This window comes from Aeromonas sp. 600948 (genome assembly GCF_049174875.1).
Lineage (GTDB): Bacteria > Pseudomonadota > Gammaproteobacteria > Enterobacterales > Aeromonadaceae > Aeromonas > Aeromonas veronii_A.
The window spans coordinates 142,546-162,336 of the sequence record NZ_JAAKTY010000008.1; the positions used below are offsets into that span (position 1 = coordinate 142,546).

At 56.9% G+C, this 19,791-nt stretch carries 19 protein-coding genes and 2 tRNA genes; 17 read left to right on the top strand and 4 right to left on the bottom strand.

Annotated features, from left to right (window positions below; all coding sequences use genetic code 11):
* Positions 1–153 precede the first annotated feature (153 nt).
* The 3 genes from G5182_RS09390 to G5182_RS09400 form a co-directional block, all read right to left on the bottom strand.
* On the bottom strand, positions 154–2,169 hold the full coding sequence (locus G5182_RS09390; RefSeq protein ID WP_216952067.1) for an exoribonuclease II: 2,016 nt from the start codon (positions 2,167–2,169) through the stop codon (positions 154–156).
* Between the two features lie 86 nt (positions 2,170–2,255).
* Complete coding sequence (locus G5182_RS09395) at positions 2,256–3,155, bottom strand: LysR family transcriptional regulator ArgP (RefSeq protein WP_216979494.1); 900 nt, start codon at positions 3,153–3,155, stop codon at positions 2,256–2,258.
* 199 nt (positions 3,156–3,354) lie between these two features.
* Positions 3,355–4,005 (bottom strand): acyl-homoserine-lactone synthase, encoded by a 651-nt coding sequence (locus G5182_RS09400; protein ID WP_216979493.1) that lies wholly within the window; start codon positions 4,003–4,005, stop codon positions 3,355–3,357.
* 62 nt (positions 4,006–4,067) lie between these two features.
* On the opposite strand from G5182_RS09400, the gene G5182_RS09405 reads away from it, so the two are divergent.
* Both G5182_RS09405 and lysE read left to right on the top strand, forming a co-directional pair.
* A complete protein-coding gene (locus G5182_RS09405; protein ID WP_216952064.1) occupies positions 4,068–4,850 on the top strand; it encodes a LuxR family transcriptional regulator in 783 nt (260 codons plus the stop codon).
* A gap of 194 nt (positions 4,851–5,044) precedes the next feature.
* Positions 5,045–5,656: an L-lysine exporter gene (gene lysE / locus G5182_RS09410; RefSeq protein ID WP_227341410.1), complete on the top strand. Its 612-nt coding sequence runs from the start codon at positions 5,045–5,047 to the stop codon at positions 5,654–5,656.
* A gap of 81 nt (positions 5,657–5,737) precedes the next feature.
* Here the strand turns inward: lysE and G5182_RS09415 are convergent, their stop codons facing one another.
* Positions 5,738–7,747, bottom strand: a complete 2,010-nt coding sequence (locus G5182_RS09415; protein ID WP_227341409.1) for a methyl-accepting chemotaxis protein — start codon at positions 7,745–7,747, stop codon at positions 5,738–5,740.
* Positions 7,748–8,008: 261 nt separating this feature from the next.
* Between G5182_RS09415 and ruvA the strand changes: the two genes are divergently transcribed.
* From ruvA to G5182_RS09490, 15 genes are all read left to right on the top strand, one after another.
* On the top strand, positions 8,009–8,623 hold the full coding sequence (gene ruvA, locus G5182_RS09420) for a Holliday junction branch migration protein RuvA (protein ID WP_227341408.1): 615 nt from the start codon (positions 8,009–8,011) through the stop codon (positions 8,621–8,623).
* 8 nt (positions 8,624–8,631) lie between these two features.
* Positions 8,632–9,642 carry a Holliday junction branch migration DNA helicase RuvB gene (gene ruvB, locus G5182_RS09425; protein WP_005335744.1) on the top strand — a complete coding sequence of 337 codons (1,011 nt, stop codon included), beginning with the start codon at positions 8,632–8,634 and terminating at the stop codon, positions 9,640–9,642.
* Positions 9,643–10,576: 934 nt separating this feature from the next.
* Positions 10,577–12,133: a cytochrome ubiquinol oxidase subunit I gene (locus G5182_RS09430; protein ID WP_227341407.1), complete on the top strand. Its 1,557-nt coding sequence runs from the start codon at positions 10,577–10,579 to the stop codon at positions 12,131–12,133.
* An 11-nt stretch (positions 12,134–12,144) separates the two neighbouring features.
* Positions 12,145–13,281, top strand: coding sequence for a cytochrome d ubiquinol oxidase subunit II (gene cydB / locus G5182_RS09435; RefSeq protein ID WP_005335741.1), 1,137 nt, complete (start codon positions 12,145–12,147; stop codon positions 13,279–13,281).
* A gap of 14 nt (positions 13,282–13,295) precedes the next feature.
* On the top strand, positions 13,296–13,412 hold the full coding sequence (gene cydX / locus G5182_RS09440) for a cytochrome bd-I oxidase subunit CydX (RefSeq protein ID WP_005304933.1): 117 nt from the start codon (positions 13,296–13,298) through the stop codon (positions 13,410–13,412).
* Positions 13,399–13,710, top strand: coding sequence for a cyd operon YbgE family protein (locus tag G5182_RS09445; protein WP_041202810.1), 312 nt, complete (start codon positions 13,399–13,401; stop codon positions 13,708–13,710). The genes cydX and G5182_RS09445 overlap by 14 nt, the downstream gene beginning before the upstream one ends.
* Positions 13,711–13,815: 105 nt before the next feature.
* Positions 13,816–14,223 carry a tol-pal system-associated acyl-CoA thioesterase gene (ybgC, locus tag G5182_RS09450; RefSeq protein ID WP_005343212.1) on the top strand — a complete coding sequence of 136 codons (408 nt, stop codon included), beginning with the start codon at positions 13,816–13,818 and terminating at the stop codon, positions 14,221–14,223.
* Position 14,224: 1 nt separating this feature from the next.
* A complete protein-coding gene (tolQ, locus tag G5182_RS09455; RefSeq protein ID WP_216954450.1) occupies positions 14,225–14,902 on the top strand; it encodes a protein TolQ in 678 nt (225 codons plus the stop codon).
* Positions 14,902–15,348, top strand: a complete 447-nt coding sequence (tolR, locus tag G5182_RS09460; protein ID WP_005335733.1) for a protein TolR — start codon at positions 14,902–14,904, stop codon at positions 15,346–15,348. The genes tolQ and tolR overlap by 1 nt, the downstream gene beginning before the upstream one ends.
* A gap of 5 nt (positions 15,349–15,353) precedes the next feature.
* The gene (gene tolA, locus G5182_RS09465) at positions 15,354–16,484 is read left to right on the top strand and encodes a cell envelope integrity protein TolA (RefSeq protein ID WP_216979490.1); all 1,131 of its coding nucleotides are present in this window, start codon (positions 15,354–15,356) and stop codon (positions 16,482–16,484) included.
* A gap of 95 nt (positions 16,485–16,579) precedes the next feature.
* Complete coding sequence (gene tolB / locus G5182_RS09470; protein ID WP_005335728.1) at positions 16,580–17,905, top strand: Tol-Pal system beta propeller repeat protein TolB; 1,326 nt, start codon at positions 16,580–16,582, stop codon at positions 17,903–17,905.
* 49 nt (positions 17,906–17,954) lie between these two features.
* Entirely contained in the window at positions 17,955–18,479 is a 525-nt protein-coding gene (gene pal, locus G5182_RS09475) for a peptidoglycan-associated lipoprotein Pal (protein WP_005304908.1), read from the top strand.
* A gap of 158 nt (positions 18,480–18,637) precedes the next feature.
* Positions 18,638–19,438, top strand: coding sequence for a tol-pal system protein YbgF (gene ybgF, locus G5182_RS09480; RefSeq protein ID WP_167571264.1), 801 nt, complete (start codon positions 18,638–18,640; stop codon positions 19,436–19,438).
* A 174-nt stretch (positions 19,439–19,612) separates the two neighbouring features.
* A tRNA-Lys gene (locus G5182_RS09485) sits at positions 19,613–19,688 on the top strand.
* Between the two features lie 31 nt (positions 19,689–19,719).
* A tRNA-Val gene (locus tag G5182_RS09490) sits at positions 19,720–19,791 on the top strand.

The following is a 19,791-nucleotide window of genomic DNA, read 5'->3' on the forward strand; positions in this document are numbered from 1 at the left end:
GTTATGCGTGGAAACATTCACTGCTTTTACTGCCAACTGTGGCGAAAACTGTGCGTAGTGGCGCCACTTGTGGCAGCGTGTATGGCAGATGCGGGGCAAAAAAGAGCCCGCGCAATGGCGGGCTCTCGGGCAGATGAGATGACTCTGTGCGGCTTACTCAGCCTTGGGGGCTACGTCCGCAGGTGTGCTCTCGGCGACCGGGGCTTCCGGTGCCGGACCCGGTACCAGATCTACCGCCGGCTTGGCGATAAGGGAACGGGTCTCTTCCACCGCTTCGGTCAGCTTCACCTCGATGAGCTGGCCGAGCTCGTAGACCACCTCGGTCTTGTCCAGATAGACGCGACCATTGTCCCAGTTGCACTCCAGGCGATCCTTGTTGTCGAGGATATGACGGGCAGGCATGAAGACCACGGCGCCATTCTCCTGCAGACGCAGCTTGAGGCCAGCACGCATCACGTCGATGATCTCGGCGTTGAACACCTTGTCGGTGCCTGCATCGGCCTTCAGGTAGCGGACATAGAGCCAGTCACCGATGTCACGCTCCACCATGCGGTGCAGGCGGCGGCAGGCGGTCAGGTGCTCGGTGAGCTCGGTGCTCGGGCGCTCACCCGGGGTCTTGCCGGCGATGACGGCTTTGAGCAGACGATGGTTGACCATATCGCCGTATTTGCGGATCGGGGAGGTCCAAGTGGCGTAAGCATCCAGACCCAGACCGTAATGGGCGCCCGGTTCGGAGGACATCAGCGCATAGCTCTGGAAGCGGCGGATCTTGCCATCCAGCCAGCGGGTGTCGAGGTTGTCGATCCAGCGGCGCAGGGCGCAGAAGCCGGAGAGGCTGGCGATCTCGTCGCGCTCGAACGGGGCTTCGGCGCTTTTCAGCAGGTCGATGGCGCCGTCGAGGGACTCTTCGTCAAAGCCGGTGTGAACGTTGAAGATGCCGTAACCGACGCTCTTGCCCAGCACGCGACCGGCGCAGATGTTGGCGGCGATCATCGACTCTTCCACCATGCGGTTGGCGATGCGGCGCGGCTCGACGTGGATAGCCAGCACTTCGCCATTCTCGCCCAGCTCGAAGTCGTAGTCGGGACGATCCGGGAATACCAGCGCATGCTCGGTGCGCCACGCGATGCGTGCTTCGGTCATCGCCTTCATCAGCGGCAGCTGGGCCAGCACACCTGCGTCGATAGCCAGCTCTTTGCCATGCTCAGCCCAGTCGGAGACGTCGTCATAGTTGAGACGGGCGTGGGAGCAGATGCGGGCGGCGAAGAACTCGGTCTCCTCCAGCAGCAGACCATCTTCGGCGATCAGCAGACGGGCGCACAGGGTGTTGCGCTCCTCGCCCTCTTTCAGGGAGCAGAGCTCGTCGGAGAGGGTGCGCGGGATCATCGGCACGTTGCGGCCCGGCATGTAGACGGTAAAGGCGCGCTGGGCGGCCTCTTTGTCCAGCTCGCTCCCTTCGGCCACATAGGCGGTCGGGTCAGCGATGGCGACCAGCAGCTCCCAGCCGTTGTCCAGCTTGGTGATGGCCAGCGCATCGTCCATATCCTTGGTCTTGGCACCGTCGATGGTGAAGAAGGGGACTGCGGTCAGATCGCGACGGGGCAGCTCTTCCTCTTCGATCACCTTCCACTCCGGCAAGTCAGCCGGCTCGACCTGGGCCAGATTGTGGCGCGCCAGCACCACCCACCAGGGCACATTGTGATCTTCCTGGGCGGCGATCTTCTGGATAATCTCGGCAGAGAAGTTGCCGTCGACCAGCGCATGGCGCTTGAGGGTCGCCACCACCCAGTCACCTTCCTTGAACTCTTTCTCATCCAGACCCTTCTTGACGCGGGCCTTGATGGCATCCTTGATCAGCGGATGGTCGGCAACCACGTTGAGGCGGTCACGGAACATCTTGACCCGGGCCACGAAGCGGGTGACGGACTGCTCCAGCAGGGTATCCGGCTCGGCCACTTCCTTCTCTTTTTCGGTGCGGATCAGGGCGGTCACCCGGTCACCGTGCATCACCTTCTTCATGTAGGGAGGCGGCACGAAATAGCTGGTCTTCTCATCGACTTCCAGAAAGCCGAAGCCCCGGTCCGAGGCGCGGATCACACCCTCTTTCTTCGGGATGTTTTCGCGGATTTGTTGCTTGAGCTGGGCCAGCAGCGGATTGTCTTGGAACATAAATGGGGAACCTGAGTGGAGACCTGATGAAGAAACGCCCAGCACTATACGTTTTTAGCCCTGCAAAGCCAAGGTGAATGGCCTGATCAGCGTGGTTTCAGAGAGCTGCGGGCATAGTCGATGAGCCGTAAAGAGAGCTGTTTGTGTACCCCTTTTTCCAGTACCCAACGGTGCCAGTAGAGTCGCTCCGTCAGGATGCGCTCTGGGCTGAGGTTGACCAGTGAGCCACTCTCCAGTTGTCTCCTGATCTGTAATTCCGGGATAAGACAGTAGGCCACTCCCTGTTCGGCCATGGCGACAAAGGCCTCCGACGAATGAACCGTATGGCAGGGGTAGCCGCCAGGCTCCAGCCCGAACTGCTCCCTCATAAAGCTTACATGCATGTCATCTCGCTGATCGAACGCTACTGCCGGTGCCTTGGCCAGTGCTTCCCGGGTCAGACCGCGAGGAAAATGGCGAGCCACAAAGGCCGGGCTGGCGGTGAGCAGATAGTTCATCTCACCCAGCTCGTCGACACAGCAACCAGCCAGCGGTTGGGGGCTCAGGCTGACCGCGCCGAAGGCCTGTCCCTCGCGCACCTTGTCGAGGGTGCGGCACTCGTCATCCACCAGCAGGTTGAGTTCGATGGGATGCTGCTCAAGCAAGGGAGTAATCGAGGGCAGAAACCAGGTGGCCAGGCTGTCGGCATTGACGGCGATACTGATCCGGATGGGTGCTTGTGGTGTGGCGGGAGCCAGCTCACCAGCCAGTTCCAGCTCTAGCTGGTGGACCTGACGATAGTGTGCCAGCAGCTTCTGGCCGAGCTGGGTCGCCTGCAACGGCTGGCTGCGGATGAGCAGCGGCTCGGCAAACTGTTGCTCCAGTAGTTTGATCCGCTGGGAGATGGCGGACTGGGTCATGTGCAGTGATTTGGCGGCCCGCTCGAAGTTCTGCTCCTGCAATACCGCATCCAGTGCCCGCAGCAGTTTGTAGTCCAGCTCTTTCATCTTCCCTCCCTTGCGTTGCTTCTGGGCTGACTCTACGTCACTCGGCAGGGGACAACAATGGGTGGCGACAGGGCCGTTACGCTGTGATTTCTGACAGTAGTGATCAGGTTGTTGAGGGAGGATACTGCCCGCTGACCCATGGGTTAGCCTGCGGGCTCATAGCGATCTGTTTATCCCGGGTCTGTTTTCCCGGGATTTTTTATGGCTGCGTTGCCAGCGCCGGTGATGGTTGCTGCAGTAGAGAGTGGCTGGTTTGATAGTGGCCCAGCAGAGGTTTGCCAACGGCACGGGCGAAGCGTTCATCCAGATGGAAGCGGATCCCCACCCCGCGCACGGCCCCCAGATCCACCGCCTGGCGATGGCCGAGGCGCTCGATGGGCAGGCCGAGGCGGCGGAAGATGCGCTCTACCGGCAGGCTGACGACAGCGACCAGCTCACGGATCCCGTGAGCATGGGCGAAGGCATAGACTTCGCGAAAGATGACGCAGGTGAGCTCGCTGACGCCATTGACCATCCGCGGAGCACGGCTGGCATCGATGGCAAGACGGGTCAGTTCCCAGACATCGGGGGTACGCGGTGCACTTTCACCGGCAAGGGCGGTGGGGAAGATGGTGGGCAGCATATAGGCATCGGCACAGTTGAGCAGGCGAATACAGCCGCATAGCCCTTGCTTATCCTCGATCAGCACCCAATGGGTGTCTGGCGTATCAAAACTGTCACGCTCAAGTCCCCGATGGGACTCTACATCCCAGCCGAGCCGGTCGGAAAAGACGCGATTTCGAAAGCGATAGAGTTCATCCTCTACCTCATTTCGTGGATGCTCTCTCAATTTTCCTTTGAAAACCAACATTATGGGCCCTCTGTCTTGCTATTCGCCGTTATAATCACATGTCTGGCCAAGGGGGCTTTCATATGAAAAGAGACCAACTGCTTGAGTATCTCGAACATTTCACTTCGGTGACGGATGGCAACCGTCTGGCCGAGCTGATCGGTCACTTCACGCTCGGGATGGGCTACGACTACTACCGCTTCGCGCTGATCCTGCCGATGTCGATGCAAAGACCCAAGGTGGTGCTGTTCAATCACTGCCCTGACTCCTGGGTGCAGGCCTATACCGAAAACAACATGCTGGCATGTGATCCGGTGATCCAGCTGGCGCGCAAGCAGACCTTGCCCATCTACTGGAATCGCCTCGATGAGCGAGCAAGCTTTCTGCAAGAGGGAAGCATGGATGTGATGGGGCTGGCAGCCGAGTTCGGGCTGCGCAACGGCATCTCCTTCCCCTTGCACGGTGCCGCCGGGGAGAACGGGATCCTCTCCTTTATCACGTCCGAGCGGGCCTCGAGCGATCTGCTGCTGGAGTCGTCGCCGATCCTCTCATGGATGTCGAACTACATCTTCGATGCCGCAATCCGGGTGGTGCGTTTCAGCATGATGGACAGTGCGGGCAAAGAGCCCCTGACCGAGCGCGAAACCGAGTGTCTGTTTTGGGCCAGCGAAGGAAAGACCTCCTGCGAGATAGCCTGCATCCTCGGCATCACGGAGCGCACGGTCAATTACCACCTCAATCAGGTCACCCGCAAAACCGGCTCCATGAACCGCTACCAGGCCATTGCCAAGGGGGTGGGGACCGGCTTGCTGTTGCCCAATCTGGAGCAGGTGGTGGTCACCAATTTTCCCCGAGTGTTGCAGTAGTCCGAGTCTCACATGCCACAGATTCTCCTGCTGCTGTATGAGGGTCACAATTGTCAGATCCGGTAATTGACAAGGGATTGAATAGAAAAGCTTCATCATTAGCAAAATGAATGAACCAGTAAATCAATGAATTTCTAAGAGGGAACAGGGCTCGCTATAGTGCCGTTCATTCATCACTTCGAACGGAACTTTCCATGCTGCTGACCACGACCCTGCAAGGCTTCACCATAGGTCTTGCCATGATCATCCCCATCGGCGCCCAGAATGCCTTTGTGCTGAGCAGAGGCATCCATCGCAATCACCATCTGCTGAGCGCCACACTCTGCAGTTTCTGCGACCTCATTCTGATCGCTATAGGGGTATTTGGCGGAGCCAATCTGCTGGCTGCCAGCCCGATTGGCATGATGCTGCTTACCTGGGGCGGCGTGCTGTTTCTCGGCTGGTTTGGGGTTCGCTCCCTGCGCAGCGCCTGGCATGGACAGGAGGGCGGACTGGCCGACTCTTCGCAACGGATGAGAGCCAGAAGCGTACTGGCCATGACGCTAGGGGTCACCCTGCTCAATCCCCATGTCTATCTCGATACCCTGATGCTGCTCGGCTCCCTTGGCTGTCAGGTGAGCGAGTCCCTGCGTCCGGCCTTTGCTGCGGGGGCCATGCTGGCCTCGCTGGTGTGGTTTTACTCGCTTGCGCTGGGTGCAGCGGCACTGGCGCCTTGGCTGGCCCGCAGCCGGGTGCAGCAGGGGATCGATCTGCTGGTTGGCATCATCATGCTGAGCCTGGCTGTTCAACTGGCCATAGGACGTTGAGGAAGTTAAGGCGGCAGGAATGAGCGACCGGTAACAAAAAGATGACACTCATATGAGTGGCATCTTTACTATTGGAGGGGCTCAGACTCTGAACTGGGAGAGCAGGCGCTGTTGCAGCAGGCTGGCCTGATGGAGCGAGGAGGCGAGTTGCAGACACTCCTGCGCCTCCTGTTCGCCGGTTCTGGCTTGCAGACTGATGCCGGAGACCTTGTCAGAGGAGTGGCTCAGGGTGTGTGACAGTTGACCTGTGGCTACGGCCACCTGCTGCACCATGTCGGCCAGCTGGTCGATGGCGCCTTCCACCTTGAACAGGATCTGCTTGGTGTTCTCGGAGTCCTGCATGCCGGACTCCACCGTCTTGAGGTTGCGCTGCATCATCAGGTAGGCGCTCTCGGTCTGCTGCTGGATGCTGCTGATCACCTGGCTGATCTCGGCGCTTGATGTCGCCGTGCGATTGGCCAGGGTGCGCACCTCGTCCGCGACCACAGCAAAGCCACGTCCCATCTCCCCCGCGCGGGCTGCTTCGATAGCCGCATTGAGGGCCAGCAGGTTGGTCTGCTCCGAGATTTCGCTGATGGTGGAGATGATCTGGCCGATCTGGCCCGCCTGCTCCTTGAGGGCGTTGATGGCGATGGCGCACTCGCCCACCTCCTGCACCACCCGCTGCATGCCCGCACTGGCAGAGGCGACATATTGGCTACTTTCGGTGGTTAGCTGGCGCACCTCGTTGGCATTGTGGGCCGCCATGCTGCAGTTGTCAGAAATACCGGTAGCGACTTGTACCATTTGTTCACTGTCCTGATGCAGGGCCAGCGCATGTTCGGCGGTCTGGCGGCTGCTCTGGCTGATCGCCTCCACCCGGTTGACCGAGGTGTGAACGTGTTCGCTGATGTGCCGGTTGTTGTCCATGGTGGAGCTGATCATCTTCTGCAATTTCTCGATGAAGCGATCCACGCTGTTGGCCAGCGAGCCTATCTCGTCATCCCGCTGCAGGTTGATGCGGGCGTTGAGATCCCCCTCGCCGGCGGCGATATCCTGCATCCGTTTGTCCACTTGCAGCAGCGGGGTGACCAGCTTGCGGGTCAGCCAGAAGCCACAGAGGGTGACCATGATCAGGCTAAGCAACAGGCCGCCCAGCAGCAGGGTGCGGGTTTGGCTGATGATGCCGTTGAGCTGGACTACCTGATCCTCGACGGTGGCATCACCGCTCGCCTCGATGGCAACCAGTTGTTGCTGTAGCTGGTCGGCACTGGCCTCATAGAGAGCCTGCTGGGCCTGATAGCTGCCGAGCGCCTCGATCCACTGCCCCATCAGCTGCTGATGTCGGGCCAACAGGGTGCGATACTGTGTCGCCAGCGGCTTGCCGGCAAATTCGCCGGTTCCCTCGATATCGAACAGCCCGGTACCGAGCATGCTGTCGATCGCTTCGTGATAGAAATCGGTCGCCTCTTTCAGCTCGACCTTGATCGCCTCCGTTACCCCTTGTCTGCGCATCTTCTCCAGCGCATAGAGCTGGCGCAAAAAGCCGATATTGGACTCCATTCCCCCGTCGGCCGCTTCCCAGCGGGTGGAGAGGCCGCTGTTCCAGCTGATGGTCTGGTCGGGGGCCTGGGTCAGCACCTCTACCGCCCCATCGCCAATCACCTCCAGCTGGGTCGAGAGTCGTGCCATCAGCTCGGCGTTGTGATGCAGCGCCTCATCAACCTCGGTATAGGCGTGATAGAGCGTCAACAGCTTCTCTTGTTGTTGTTGATAGGCCAGCTTCTGCTGCTCCATGGTGGCCAGGACTGCGCCATCAATGAGCTGACCCTGGCTGACCCGGGCCAGCGCATCATCGGTCGCCGCCTTGGCGGCATCAAGCTCGGTGCGATTGAGCGGGGTGCCGTTTTGCATCTTCTGAATCTGTAACTGTTGATTGCCCAGTTCGATGGAGCCTTCCATGGCGCCATCGGCGGTCTGCCAGGCGCTTCCCAACACATAGGTGAGCAGGCCGGCCAGCCGCTGGCTGCCATACCAGCCCACGACCCCCATCCCCAGCGTGCAGCCGAGCAAGATGGCAAGACCCAGATTGGCGGTGGTAACAATTTTCATATGATGGCCTTCCTTGGTATCTGCATTGGCATCAATTTCGGTTCCGAACGGATTTAGTGTAGTGGCTCATGCCCAGTCGGAGTCCGGTACGGTGCAGAAACATCCCGTACACGCAGGCTGAACCAGATCAAGCATGGTGGCCAATTTGCGAAAAAGCTTCTCCGGATACCAGGGGGTTGCTGCCCTATGCTGGATACTTATCCAGTTATTCTTTATGCTATGAGCCAATTTGCGAATAGTTGTATTGGTGAGGAGAGAGCCGTGATTGGTCGCTTGAGAGGCATTGTCATTGAGAAGCAGCCCCCCGAGGTCTTGCTGGAAGTAGGCGGGGTTGGTTACGAGGTTCATATGCCGATGAGCTGCTTCTATGATTTGCCGGAGATCGGCAAGGAGGCGACCATCCACACTCACTTCGTGGTGCGGGAAGATGCCCATTTGCTCTATGGTTTTAACCACAAACAGGAGCGGGCGCTGTTCCGCGAGCTGATCAAGACCAACGGAGTCGGCCCCAAGCTGGCGCTGGCTATTCTCTCCGGCATGACAGCTACCCAATTCGTGCTGAGTGTCGAACGTGAAGAGATAAGCTCTTTGGTCAAACTGCCGGGAGTCGGCAAGAAGACCGCCGAGCGTCTGGTGGTGGAGATGAAGGATCGCCTCAAGGGCTGGGTCAGTCACGACCTCTTCTCCCCGGCCATGGTCACCCTGCCAGCCAGTGAGCCAGAATTGCGGGCACCGGATGTGACCGAAGAGGCGGCCAGTGCGCTGGTGGCCCTCGGTTACAAGCCGCAGCAGGCGAGCCAGATTGTCAGCAAGATCGCCAAAGAGGGGATGTCGGTGGAAGATATCATCCGTGAATCCCTGCGTAGCCTGGTATGAGGTAGTTGATGATTGAAGCAGACCGCCTCATTTCGGCCAGTGCTGCCCGTGAGGATGACATTATTGACCGGGCTATCCGCCCCAAGAAGCTGGCTGACTACACCGGTCAGGATACCGTCTGCGAACAGATGGAGATCTTTATCGAAGCGGCCCGTCAGCGGGGAGAAGCGCTCGATCACCTGCTGATCTTCGGTCCGCCGGGTCTGGGCAAGACCACCCTCGCCAACATCGTCGCCAACGAGATGGGGGTCAATATCAAGACCACCTCCGGCCCGGTGCTGGAGAAAGCGGGGGATCTGGCGGCGCTGCTCACCAACCTCGAACCGAACGATGTGCTGTTCATCGACGAGATCCATCGCCTCAGCCCGGTGGTGGAGGAGGTGCTCTATCCGGCGATGGAGGATTACCAGCTCGACATCATGATCGGGGAGGGGCCAGCGGCTCGTTCCATCAAGCTGGATCTGCCTCCCTTCACTCTGATTGGCGCCACCACCCGGGCTGGTTCACTCACCAGCCCGCTGCGGGATCGCTTCGGTATCGTCCAGCGGTTGGAGTTCTACAACGTCAAGGATCTGACCGATATCGTCTCCCGCAGTGCCCGTTGTCTGGGGCTAGATATGACGGAAGATGGTGCCATTGAGGTCGCTCGTCGCTCTCGTGGTACGCCGCGGATTGCTAACCGTTTGTTAAGACGAGTGCGTGACTTCGCCCAGGTCAAATCCGATGGCCGGATCGATGGCCCCATCGCGGCCCGCGCCATGGACATGCTGGATGTCGATAACGAAGGTTTTGACTTCATGGACCGCAAGTTATTGTTGGCTGTGATAGACAAGTTTATGGGGGGGCCTGTGGGTCTCGATAATCTGGCCGCCGCGATCGGGGAGGAGAAAGATACTATCGAAGATGTGCTGGAGCCTTATCTGATCCAGCAAGGGTATCTGCAACGTACACCCAGAGGACGGATTGCGACCACACGAGCCTACGCTCATTTCGGTCTTCAGCGACCAGATGAGAAGTAAAAACAGTCGTTTGAACATGAAACCGCCGTCAAAGGCGGTTTTTTGTTATCCGGGCAAAAAAAAGCCCACGGCGGATGCGGTGGGCAAAGACAATTCAGGATGGATGTTCACAGACAGTGAGTGCGTCTGGACACAGACCGGAAAATAAACAGGTGAGCCGTCGCGAGCTCTCAGAGTCGGTTCAGTTGATAGAGCTGAACAAAGGAAAGCTTGTAGTAACGGATGGTTTTAGCAACAAACTTTTTCATCTTCGATTCCAATAGACAGGTTCAAATTGATGGTCGAATACGTACCGTGAACCCGGATTAACCGGCCTGTATCCAAGGGTATGCCCTCACTGCGAGGCGCATTGTAGGAGCTCGTATCGGCCCGGGCAAACAAGAAAAATTGCAACCTTCAAATTAGTTTATCTAATGTAGTGATTGATGAAATTGGTTCGCATGAGTATGCATTGTTTGTAGTTTTAAATTGAGTTTTCGAATCAGTTCGCCTGACCTGGATAACATGGAAAAAGGCGCGTCATCGACATTTTTCAAATTAAATGGGGTGGCCGGGTGTTAAATTCTTAAATTGATTTAAATCAATATTTTACGCATTGTCATCTTTTGTGATCTGGCTCGCTTCAATAATCGTGAAATAGATTAAACATGGCTTTGAAAGCCATGTATGGCGGGTCCTTTTACATTGATTTCAATCAAATAAAGGTGATATAAAAACCCGGTCATAATGAGCGAGAATAAATTGAAGCTTATTGTTTTTTAATTGTTAAACATTAGCTTTGTTTGTGTTTTCGCGTTGCCTTGTTGTTAATATTGGTGGTTACTGAAAGTGTTTTGTTGTGATCCGTCTCAACGGGGCCCATTCGATAACCCCCAACGGAAGCTTTGTGCTTAAAACTTAAAATAGCCGTGCCAATAATCGGTGAGGAAACATCATGATTGCTGAGCATGTGGTAGACCTATCGCGGTTCCAGTTCGCTGCGACGGCCCTTTATCACTTTTTGTTTGTACCCCTGACGCTGGGAATGGCCTTTCTCCTGGCGATCATGGAATCCGTCTATGTGATGACCAACAACACCATCTACCGGGACATGACCAAATTCTGGGGTAAGTTGTTTGGTATCAACTTTGCCCTGGGGGTCACCACAGGTCTGGCCATGGAGTTCCAGTTCGGGACGAACTGGGCGTACTACTCCCATTATGTCGGCGATATCTTCGGGGCCCCGCTGGCTATCGAAGGGCTGATGGCCTTCTTCCTGGAGTCCACCTTCGTCGGTATGTTCTTCTTTGGTTGGGATCGTCTGAGCAAGCATCAGCATCTGGCTGCCACCTGGTTGATGGCGCTGGGTACCAACCTCTCCGCCCTCTGGATCCTGGTCGCCAACGGCTGGATGCAGAACCCGGTCGGTGCCGAGTTCAACTTCGAATCCATGCGGATGGAGATGATGAGCTTCGCTGACGTGGTGCTCAACCCTGTTGCTCAGGTCAAGTTCGTCCACACTGTGGCGGCTGGCTATACCTGTGGCGCCATGTTTGTGCTGGGTATCTCCTCCTACTACCTGCTGAAGAATCGTGATGTGGCGTTTGCCCGTCGCTCCTTCGCCATTGCCGCTGCGTTCGGTATGGCTTCCATCGTGTCCGTGCTGATCCTCGGTGACGAATCCGGTTACGAAACCGGTGAAGTGCAGAAGGTGAAACTGGCCGCTATCGAAGCCGAGTGGGAGACTGAACCTGCTCCGGCCGCCTTTACCCTGTTCGGTATTCCGAATCAGGAAGAGATGCGCACCGACTACGCCATCAAGATCCCCTATGCACTGGGCATTATCGCTACCCGTTCTCTGGACGGTCAGGTAACCGGTCTGAAGGATCTGAAGAGCGAGCACGAACTGCGCGTTCGTAACGGTATGACCGCTTACGACTTGCTGACCAAGCTGCAATCCGGTGACAAGTCTGACGAGACCCGCGCTCGCTTCGACGAAGTGAAGCAGGATCTGGGCTACGGTCTGCTGCTCAAGCGCTACACCAGCAATGTGACCGATGCTACCGACGAGCAGATCAAGGCCGCCGTGGATGACTCCATCCCGCAGGTTCTGCCGCTGTTCTTCGCCTTCCGCATCATGGTTGCCGTCGGCATGCTGATGCTGGTACTGATTGGTATGGCCTTCTATGACAGTGCCCGTCACCAGATCGGCCAGCGCAAGTGGCTGCTCAAGGCTCTGCTGTGGGGTATCCCGCTGCCGTGGATCGCCATCGAAGCTGGCTGGTTTGTTGCCGAATATGGTCGCCAACCGTGGACCATTGCAGAGGTGTTGCCGACTTCCCTCTCTGCATCCAACTTGCCTGCAGCCGAGATCTGGTTCTCTCTGATCGGTATCTGCCTGTTCTATACCGTACTTCTGGTTATCGAGATGTACCTGATGTTCAAGTATGCCCGTCTTGGCCCCAGCAGCCTGAAGACTGGCAAGTATCACTTTGAACAGATCAAGGCATAAGGAGAGCGACCATGTTTGATTACGAAACTCTGCGTGTCATCTGGTGGGCTCTGGTCGGCGTACTGCTGATCGGTTTTGCCATCACTGACGGCTTCGACATGGGGGTAGGCGCACTGCTCCCGTTCGTCGGCAAGAAAGATGTCGAGCGCCGCGTGATGCTCAACACCATGGGGCCGCACTGGGAAGGTAACCAGGTTTGGCTGGTCACTGCCGGTGGCGCCTTGTTCGCCGCCTGGCCGATGGTGTATGCCGCGACCTTCTCCGGCTTCTACATCGCCATGATCCTGACCTTGATGGCGCTGTTCCTGCGTCCGGTCGGTTTCAAGTACCGCTCGCTGCGTGCTGATGCAAAATGGCGCAGCAACTGGGACTGGGCCTTGTTCGCCGGTAGCGCCGTACCGCCCATCGTCTTTGGTGTGGCCTTTGGCAACCTGCTGCAAGGCGTTCCGTTCGAGTTTAACCAGTTCATGATGTTGACCTATCACGGCAACTTCTTCGGCCTGCTTAACCCGTTCGGCATTCTGGCTGGTCTGGTGAGCCTGTTCATGCTGCTCACCCAGGGCGCAACCTGGTTGATGATGAAGACCGACGGGGAAGTGCTGGCACGTTCCCGTACTGCCGCCATGATCTGCTCACTGCTGACTCTGGTGCTGTTTGCTGCCGCGGGTTGGTGGGTAAGCGGTATGGAAGGGTATGTCATCGTCAAGGCTGCCGCGACTGACGCAGTATCCAACCCGATGAACAAGGAAGTTGTCCTGCAGGCTGGTGCCTGGATGAACAACTACACCCTCTATCCGTGGATGGTGGCTGCCCCTGTACTGGGTCTGGCCATGAGCCTGCTGACTGCGCTGTTTGCCCGCATGAACATCGGCTGGCTGGCGTTTACCAGCTCCTCGCTGGCGATTGCCGGGGTCATCCTCACTGCCGGTTTCTCCATGTTCCCGTTCGTGATGCCCTCAAGCCTTGAGCCGTCACTGAGCCTGACCATGTGGGATGCTACCGCCTCTTTCAACACCTTGCAGGTGATGACTGTGGCTGCAGCGATCTTCGTACCGATTGTGCTGGGTTACACCATCTGGACTTACATCAAGATGTTTGGCCGGGTAACCAACAAGCACATCGAAGATAACCAACAATCTCTCTATTAAGAGGTGCGCTGACAATGTGGTATTTCACCTGGATCCTGGGGCTGTTGCTGGCCTGTGCATTTGGCATCATCAATGCGCTGTGGCTGGAACACACCGAGAACATGGATCGTCAGATCGATGAAAACAAGTGATCGACTCGCCAGGCTGGCCGCTCCACTGGAGCGGCAGCCGTGGCAGGGGTTGATGTTACTCGCGGCGGCCTTGTTGGCCGTCGCTATTTTACAGGCCCCCAATCTGATCGCGGCCAACACCAGCGAGCATGGTCTCTGGCTTGCTCCCTGGCTGATGTGGGCCGTCTGTTGTGGCGTACTTAACGGGCTTGGCTTTCATCTGAAAAGCCTGCCCGGACGTGTGCTGTTCAACCCCTGGCTCGCCTGGCCCAGTTTGTTGTATGGCCTCTGGCTGACACATTCATATTTCCTTTCATAAAAAACGGGGGGAGGCAGGATTTCCCTGTCTCCCCCTGCTTCTTTCCTATTCAGCCCTGCGCTATGATAGCCCCCCATCTGACTGTCGAATGGATCACAGATTGTTATGGGGGAAGTCTTTGAGTTTCCGGTACGTGTCTACTACGAAGACACCGATGCCGGGGGCATCGTCTACAACGCCAATTATCTCAAGTTTATGGAACGTGCTCGCACCGAGTTTCTTCGTGCCAAAGGGGTCGAACAGGACGTCTGGCTGCAGGAGGGATATGCCTTCGTGGTGAGCCGAACTGAGATCGATTTCCGCTCGGCGGCCCGTTTTAATGAACTATTGAATGTATTAACGCAAGTGATTGAAGTGAAACGCGCATCCCTGCGTTTTTCGCAGCAGATCCTGGCGGCTGATGGACGACTCGTCACCCAGGCTTTGGTACAGATAGCCTGTGTAAGTCATCCGCAAATGAAACCTGTAGCTATACCTGAAAAAATCAAGGGAGTGCTGTTAAGTGCACGCTGAAATTTCGTTTATTGGCCTGTTTTGGCAAGCCAGCCTGTTGGTAAAACTGGTCATGATCACCCTGATGAGCATGTCTATTGTCTCCTGGGCGCTGATTATCCAGCGTTCCAAGGCGATCAAGGCGGCCAATCTCGCATCGGAACAGTTTGAAGATCGCTTCTGGTCAGGGGTCGATCTCAATCGCCTCTATCAGGAGTCCTCTTCCCGCCGCGATGATATCGAAGGCATGGAAGATATCTTCTACTCCGGCTTCAAGGAGTATGCCCGCCTGCTCAAGGCCGGGGCCCGTGGTCAGGATGCGGTGATGGATGGTACCTACCGTGCCATGCGCGTCTCCCTCTCCCGTGCGGTGGATGATCTGGAATCCAACCTGCCGGTGCTGGCGACCATCGGCTCCATCAGCCCCTACATCGGTCTGTTCGGTACCGTATGGGGGATCATGAACGCCTTTATTGCCCTGGGTCAGGTGCAGCAGGCCACCCTGCAGATGGTGGCACCGGGTATCGCGGAAGCGCTGATTGCGACCGCCATGGGTCTGTTTGCCGCTATCCCGGCGGTAATCTTCTACAACCGCTTCTCCAACAAGGTCGAGCGGCTGGAGAACGCCTACGCCAACTTCATGGACGAGTTCACCACCATTCTGAACCGTCAAATTGCTCAGCAGCAGGGTGATCAGTAATGCAAACCTATCAGCGGATCCGGCGCAAGAAGGTGGCCGAGATCAACGTGGTTCCCTATATCGACGTCATGCTGGTGCTGCTTATCATCTTTATGGCGGTCACGCCGGTGATCACGCAAGGGGTCAAGGTGGATCTGCCGCAGGCTGAGTCCGAGCAGTTGCCGGAAGATGCCAAGCCGCCCTTCATCGTAAGCGTCAATACCGAAGGCGAGTATGTCATCAAGGCTGGCGAAGCCGATGACGAGCCGGTGCCAAGTGGCACGCCAGAGGCGATGCAGCAATACATCACCGAAAAAGCCATGGGCTATCTGGCGATCAACCAGAATGCCCCCGTGGTGGTCGCGGGTGACAAGGCCGTGCGCTACGAAGAGGTGATCCTGTTGATGGTGGCCCTCAAGAATGCGGGTGTGCCTCAGGTTGGCCTGATGACAGATCCGGTGAACTAACGGAGATGGATGTGAAGCGTGGTATTTCCGGTTATCTCATCGCGTCGTTTCTGCTGCACCTGATCATCGGCATCATCCTGTTTGTCGGGCTCGATTTCAGCAAACCGAAACGACCCGAATCGAAGGGGCAGATCGTCAATGCCGTCATGCTTGATGAGAACTTCCTCAACGAGCAGGCCAAGCAGATCCAGCAGCAGAAAGCTCAGCCCAAGCCGCAGAAGGTAGAGAAAGAGAAGGATAAGGAAGATACGGATCTTGCCAAACGCGAACTAGCCCAGCAGCAGGAACGGCTGCGTATTGCCGAGGCCAAGCGGAAAGAAGCAGAAGAGGCGACCCGCAAGGCCGAGGCTGAGAAGCAGAAAAAAGTTGCCGAGCAGAAGCGGGCGGAAGAGAAGGCGCAGAAAGCCGAGGAGGCCCGCAAGCTGGAAGAGCAGAAGGCCAAGAAGGCGGAAGCCGAGCGCAAGGCTGCTGAAGAGGCCAAGGCACTGGCGCTGAAGAAAAAGAAAGAGCTCGAGAAAAAACAGGCGGAAGAGAAGGCTAAAGCCGAGGAGGCCAAAGCCAAGAAAGCGGAAGCTGACAAGAAGGCCAAGGCTGAGGCAGAGAAGAAAGCCAAGGCAGAGGCTGAGAAAAAAGCCAAAGCCGAGGCTGAGAAGAAGGCCAAGGAAGAGGCAGCCAAAAAGGCAAAAGCTGACGCAGAGAAGAAAGCCAAGGCTGAAGCCGAGAAGCAGGCCAAGATCGCGGCAGAACGCAAACGCAAAGCGGCCGAGGAGGCCAGACTGCAAAAAGAGATGGAAGCCATGATGCAGCAGCAGCTGGCGGCTGAAGCCAATGCCCGCAGCCAGGCTGCCTCTGCAGCGGCACAAGGTGAGGTCGACAAGTATGCGGCGCTCATCAAGGCCACTGTTGAGCGGTATATGATTTTAGATCCCACCATGCGGGGCAAAACATGTACTATCGGCGTACGTCTTGCGAGCAGTGGCTTTGTCATATCGGTAGATAACGGCCAGGGTGACCCGGCGGTCTGTCGTTCGGGTAAGGCGGCTGTCTTGAAAGCCAATCAACTGCCAGTGCCCAAGGATCCTGCGGCATTCGAGATGTTGAAGGAATTTAACCTGAAGTTAGAACCGAGTATCTAAGCGTGATAAAACGAGGTTGCTTGCCTCCGGTTGGCAACCTCTCGCCGAGAAAGGAATTTAACCTCTCATCTTTATTGGAACCGAGTATTTAAGCCATGATCAGAAAAGTATTTTTTGCTTTGGTTGGCTGTTTGTTGCTGGGCCAGAGTGCCCAGGCGGCCCTGGACATCGTCATCACCGGCGGTATTGATAGCGCACGCCCCATCGCTGTCGCCCCCTTCAAGTGGGAAGGCAACGGGCAGTTGCCGCAGGACATCGCGGAAGTGGTCTCCAACGACCTGATGCGCAGCGGCAAATTCAAGCCGCTGGCCCGTGGCCAGATGCCGCAGACCCCGAGCAGCAGCAGCGAGATCAACTTCGCTCCCTGGGCCTCCCAAGGGGTTGAAGCCGTGGTGGTGGGTTCCATTTCGGCAGTCGGTGACGGCACCTACAAGGTGAACTTCGAGCTGGTCGATGTGCTGAAGGGTCAGCTGGCCAAGGCACAAGGTGGCGAGAGCAACGGTTACATTCTGGATAGCCGTATGGCGACCATCCCGGGTGCCCAGATGCGCCAGTTTGCCCACCGTATCTCCGACATCGTCTATGAGCGTTTGACTGGCGAGCGCGGTGCCTTCCTGACCCGTCTGGCTTACGTCTCCGTACAGCAGGGTACCCAGTTCCCGTACCAGCTGCGCATTTCTGACTACGACGGTTACAACGAGAAGACCCTGCTGCGCTCCCGCGAACCGTTGATGTCTCCGGCCTGGTCGCCGGATGGCAGCAAGCTGGCTTACGTGAGCTTCGAGAACCAGAAGTCCGAAATCTACGTGCAGGATATCTACACCCAGCAGCGCAGCCTGATCACCAGTTTCCGCGGTATTAACGGGGCGCCGGAGTGGTCTCCGGATGGTCGTCGTCTGGCTATCGTTCTCTCCAAAGATGGTTCACCGAACCTCTATGTGGTTGATGTCGCTAGCAAGCAGCTGACCCGCGTCACAACCAGCCGTGTGATCGACACCGAACCCTCCTGGATGCCGGATGGGCAAAATTTGTTGTTCACCTCTGAACGTGGTGGCAAACCCCAGATTTATAGCGTAAATTTGGCGACTGGTATGACTCGCCGGATGACTTGGGAAGGTGAATCCAACCAGGGTGCATCCATCACTCCTGATGGCAAAATCATGGTGATGGTGACCCGTGTTCAGGGACAGTATCGTATTGCCCGTCAGGACATGGAAAACAATGCCCTGTTGGTCCTTACCCAGAGTGCTCTGGATGAGTCGCCAAGTGTGGCTCCCAATGGCAGCATGATCATTTATGCCACCATCTATCAGGGTCGTAAGAGTCTCGCGTTGGTGTCGACTGATGGTCGCTTCAAGGCTGTGCTTCCGACCAGTAGCGGTGAAATTCGTGCACCAGCTTGGTCGCCCTTCTTGAATTGATAAAAATCCAATTGTTTTTTGTTTTGTTATAAAGGTTTAAGGAAATAGCATGCAACTCAATAAACTGCTCAAGGGTTTGGCCATCGCACTGCCACTGTTCACCCTGGCCGCTTGTAGTTCTTCTTCTGATTCCGACGCCGCTGGCGCCGAATCAGGTATGACCGACGGCATGGGCGGTGTACAAACCGGCGGCGCCAACGGCATGTTGTCCCCGGAAGAGCAGATGCGTCAGAAGTTCGAAGCACTGCAACGTGACAACGTGATCTACTTCCCGTTCGACGGTTACGATATCCAGGGTCAGTACGCTGATCTGCTGGATGCCCACGCCAGCTACCTGCGCGAGCGCCCGAGCGTTAAAGTCCTGATCGAAGGTCACGCCGACGAGCGCGGTACTCCCGAGTACAACATCGCCCTGGGCGAGCGTCGTGCCAAGGCTGTTGCCAAGTATCTGCAAACCCTGGGTGTGCAGGCCGAGCAGCTCTCCATCGTCAGCTATGGCGAAGAGAAGCCGCTGGACATGTCCCACACCGAGGATGCCTTTGCCAAAAACCGCCGCGCGGTTCTGGTTTACTAAGGTTTAAACCGAACGAAGTTCGTTTATATGCAAGCGGCCATTTCGATGGCCGTTTTATTTGCACTAAACGCCAAGGTTTGATCCGAATGAAATCTGCATATGCGAGCGACGATGGCGCTGGCCGTTTTATCTGTACTAAACGCTAAGGTTTGATCCGAATGAAATCTGTGTACAAGCAAGCTGTCGTTGCGCTGGCCGTAATGGTTGCTCTGAATGCGCAAGCTGCGGCTCCTGTCAGCGATCTGGGCGGTGACTCGGGTGGTGGCGTTGTCCTTAGTGGCAACAACGGCGCCATCGTGCCCACCGGTAGCCTGGAAGATCGGGTTGCCCTGCTGGAGCGCACCCTCAATGCCCGTCTGCGACTGCAAGCTGAATTGCAGCAACAGGTCGACTCCCTGCAAGGGGAGGTTTCCGAGCTGCGTGGTCAGCTGGAGCAGCAGACCTACCAGATGGAACAGTCGCAAGAGCGCCAGCGTCAGCTCTATCAGGAGCTCGACAAGGTTGCCAGCAGCCAGCAGGCTGCTCCAGCCGCCCCGGCCCCTGCTGCTGCCACACCGGCTGCTGCCGCCAATTACTCAACCAATCAGGATGAGAATCAGGCCTACGACGCAGCGGTCAACATGGTGCTCAAAGAGAAGAACTACGACAAAGCCATTCCGGCTTTCCAGGGCTTCATCAAGCAGTACCCCAATTCGGGCTATGTTCCCAATGCACACTACTGGCTCGGCCAGTTGCTGTTCAACAAGGGTGACAGAGCCGGTGCATCGGCCCAGTTCTCGACCGTGGCCAACAAATACAGCAAATCCCCCAAGCGAGCCGATGCGCTGCTGAAGCTGGGTATGCTGGCGCAGCTGGATGGCAAGAAGGCGGAAGCCAAATCCTTCTATGAGCAGGTGATCAAGGGCTATCCCAACACCTCGCCGGCCCAGTTGGCCAAACAGAGTCTGAGCAAGCTGTAACATTGCTGTATGTCACTGTTTTCGTAACGCTACTGTAAAAACAGCCTGCATTTGTACGCACAGTGAGCAAACGGATTTAAATTACGAATTTTCTGTTGCACCGGAAATTTAAATCCGTAATATAGGCCGCCGTCAGAGCCGAAGCAGTAATGCAGTCGGAACTGGTCGTGGTGAGGGTCGTTAGCTCAGTCGGTAGAGCAGTTGACTTTTAATCAATTGGTCGCTGGTTCGAATCCAGCACGACCCACCATTTTCTCCACTCGGTGGAGACAGAATTCCCAGGTCGTTTAGCTCAGCTGGGAGAGCACCTCCCTTACAAGGAGGGGGTCACTGGTTCGATCCCAGTAACGACC

Excerpts from the sequence above, each read along its gene's own strand:
- G5182_RS09390 (WP_216952067.1), bottom strand. The coding sequence starts at position 2,169 with ATGTTCCAAGACAATCCGCTGCTGGCCCAGCTCAAGCAACAAATCCGC.
- G5182_RS09395 (WP_216979494.1), bottom strand. The coding sequence starts at position 3,155 with ATGAAAGAGCTGGACTACAAACTGCTGCGGGCACTGGATGCGGTATTG.
- G5182_RS09400 (WP_216979493.1), bottom strand. The coding sequence starts at position 4,005 with ATGTTGGTTTTCAAAGGAAAATTGAGAGAGCATCCACGAAATGAGGTA.
- G5182_RS09405 (WP_216952064.1), top strand. The coding sequence starts at position 4,068 with ATGAAAAGAGACCAACTGCTTGAGTATCTCGAACATTTCACTTCGGTG.
- lysE (WP_227341410.1), top strand. The coding sequence starts at position 5,045 with ATGCTGCTGACCACGACCCTGCAAGGCTTCACCATAGGTCTTGCCATG.
- G5182_RS09415 (WP_227341409.1), bottom strand. The coding sequence starts at position 7,747 with ATGAAAATTGTTACCACCGCCAATCTGGGTCTTGCCATCTTGCTCGGC.
- ruvB (WP_005335744.1), top strand. The coding sequence starts at position 8,632 with ATGATTGAAGCAGACCGCCTCATTTCGGCCAGTGCTGCCCGTGAGGAT.
- G5182_RS09430 (WP_227341407.1), top strand. The coding sequence starts at position 10,577 with ATGATTGCTGAGCATGTGGTAGACCTATCGCGGTTCCAGTTCGCTGCG.
- cydB (WP_005335741.1), top strand. The coding sequence starts at position 12,145 with ATGTTTGATTACGAAACTCTGCGTGTCATCTGGTGGGCTCTGGTCGGC.
- cydX (WP_005304933.1), top strand. The coding sequence starts at position 13,296 with ATGTGGTATTTCACCTGGATCCTGGGGCTGTTGCTGGCCTGTGCATTT.
- G5182_RS09445 (WP_041202810.1), top strand. The coding sequence starts at position 13,399 with ATGAAAACAAGTGATCGACTCGCCAGGCTGGCCGCTCCACTGGAGCGG.
- ybgC (WP_005343212.1), top strand. The coding sequence starts at position 13,816 with ATGGGGGAAGTCTTTGAGTTTCCGGTACGTGTCTACTACGAAGACACC.
- tolR (WP_005335733.1), top strand. The coding sequence starts at position 14,902 with ATGCAAACCTATCAGCGGATCCGGCGCAAGAAGGTGGCCGAGATCAAC.
- tolA (WP_216979490.1), top strand. The coding sequence starts at position 15,354 with ATGGATGTGAAGCGTGGTATTTCCGGTTATCTCATCGCGTCGTTTCTG.
- tolB (WP_005335728.1), top strand. The coding sequence starts at position 16,580 with ATGATCAGAAAAGTATTTTTTGCTTTGGTTGGCTGTTTGTTGCTGGGC.
- pal (WP_005304908.1), top strand. The coding sequence starts at position 17,955 with ATGCAACTCAATAAACTGCTCAAGGGTTTGGCCATCGCACTGCCACTG.
- ybgF (WP_167571264.1), top strand. The coding sequence starts at position 18,638 with ATGAAATCTGTGTACAAGCAAGCTGTCGTTGCGCTGGCCGTAATGGTT.